This is a genomic window from Mesorhizobium sp. M1334 (assembly GCF_040317995.1).
Lineage (GTDB): Bacteria > Pseudomonadota > Alphaproteobacteria > Rhizobiales > Rhizobiaceae > Mesorhizobium.
In genome coordinates this window covers 1-1,671 of record NZ_JAMYLM010000069.1, presented here as the reverse complement: position 1 = coordinate 1,671, position 1,671 = coordinate 1, and the positions used below count along the sequence as shown (strand labels likewise).

1 protein-coding gene is annotated in these 1,671 nt (G+C 60.3%); it reads right to left on the bottom strand.

The features are described 5' to 3' along the window. Window positions 1–425: 425 nt before the first annotated feature. Window positions 426–1,583, bottom strand: a complete 1,158-nt coding sequence (locus NKH17_RS33275) for an IS110 family RNA-guided transposase (RefSeq protein ID WP_352443096.1) — start codon at window positions 1,581–1,583, stop codon at window positions 426–428. Between the last annotated feature and the right edge of the window lie 88 nt (window positions 1,584–1,671).

Genomic DNA, 1,671 nt, shown 5'->3' with positions numbered 1-1,671 from the left:
GACCGACAAGCCTCACCCGCAGTTTCTGCTCATCTTCTTCCATCACAAGGTGTCCACCTATTTTGGTGGACACCTTGTATGGGGATTTCGTTGTCAAGGGGCCTTCACTGATTTCGCGGTAAAGCGGTCAGGATAGCCATAACAGAACGGTTGGTCACTGCCTTGTGCATTGGTCCGCGAGCATCAAATTCGAGGGGAGCCTGCCTTTGGGCGCATCGCATTACGCCGCAACCTTGTATTCGGTGGGTCTGCAAAAGACCCGGACCATGAAGCAGTCATTGGCTTCAGCAGCAAGGCTCCGAGGCGGCGGGCCCATTCTCATGACGGCAAATAACGCCATGGTGTCCATCGGGACACCGCCACCTCGAATCGATACGCGCGGGCGTCATTACGGCGGTTGATCCGTCAGGCGCCCTGCAGTGTGTTCAGTTCATCGGGCGCAATGTGACGCCCATCGGGATTTCGCCGACGGTAACCAATCGCCAGAGCGCGATGAGTAACTTGCGTGCGAGCGCCACGATCATCGTCGTCTTGCGGGCGCCCTGTGCCGCTCGTGCCTGGAACCATTGCGTCAGTTCGCTATTCTTTTGGAATCTCAGGAAGCGCCAGGCCAATTGGATCAGCCCGCGTCGCACCCGGGCGTTGCCTGCCTTGGCCAACCCCTTTTCGCGTCGTTTAGATCCGCTCTCGTCGGGGGAGCCTGTCAGACCGGCGTAACGCGCCACCGCGCGCCGGTCTCTGAGGTTGCGGCTAAGCACCTCGTGGACCAGCATGTCGGCTGTCTCAATCCCGACACCAATCACGCGCGCCAATAGCACAACCATTGCATTATACCCCGACGCGGGCGCCTGCTCAAGCTGGGCAACTCTGGCTTTTTCAATCGTCGTGATCTGATCGCGCACCACCGCAAGCCGAGCCATGTCGCGCCGCATCTCTTCCAGCATATTCGGCGGAAGCGGCTGTCCTTCCGAAGTGCGCAGGTCCGGCAACTTCTTCGGCGCCCGGCGAAGCTCGGGCTTGAAGCCACGGATGCCGAGCCGAGCCAGCGCCCCTTTCATGCGATTGACTATCCGCGTTTTCTCGCTGACCAGGTTCTCCCGCTCGCGGCTCGGCCGCTTGGCATCCTCTTCCGCCAGTGATGGGATCGCCACCATGCGGCAGTGGCCACGCTCGCCACGCAGCCAACCCAGGAACACGCGCATCAGCATGGCCGTGTCTAGCCTGTCGGTTTTCGCCCGTCGGTGTTCACGGTTCACGGCGACGCTGGTTGAATGGATGACGTGAGCGTCTATGCCTCGCGTCTGCAGCCACCGGGCCAGCCAGAAGCCGTCTCGCCCAGCCTCGAAGGCCAGCGCGACCCGGTCTATCGGCATGCCCGCAGCCTCCGCCTCCGATCGCCAACGCGCGATCAAACCGAGCAATGCATTGGGATCGGGATCGAGTTTCTTGAGGGGGTGTCGCTGAACGCCGGGAAGCATTCCGGCCACCAGCCAGTTATTTTGACTCATTTCTACAACGACGAGCACAGTGCGAGCTTGATCCAATACAGTGATTGATCGGCTGAGATCGTCGACTTTGGACATGATAGTCTATCCTTCGGGTTGATCGTACGACGTGGTGCCACCTCGCCGCTCCCCCGCATAGCTTCTCATGCATCAGAGCACTCAACAG

What these genes read in the sequence shown, in the direction of transcription:
- NKH17_RS33275 (WP_352443096.1), bottom strand. Translation starts at nt 1,583, where the DNA reads ATGTCCAAAGTCGACGATCTCAGCCGATCAATCACTGTATTGGATCAA.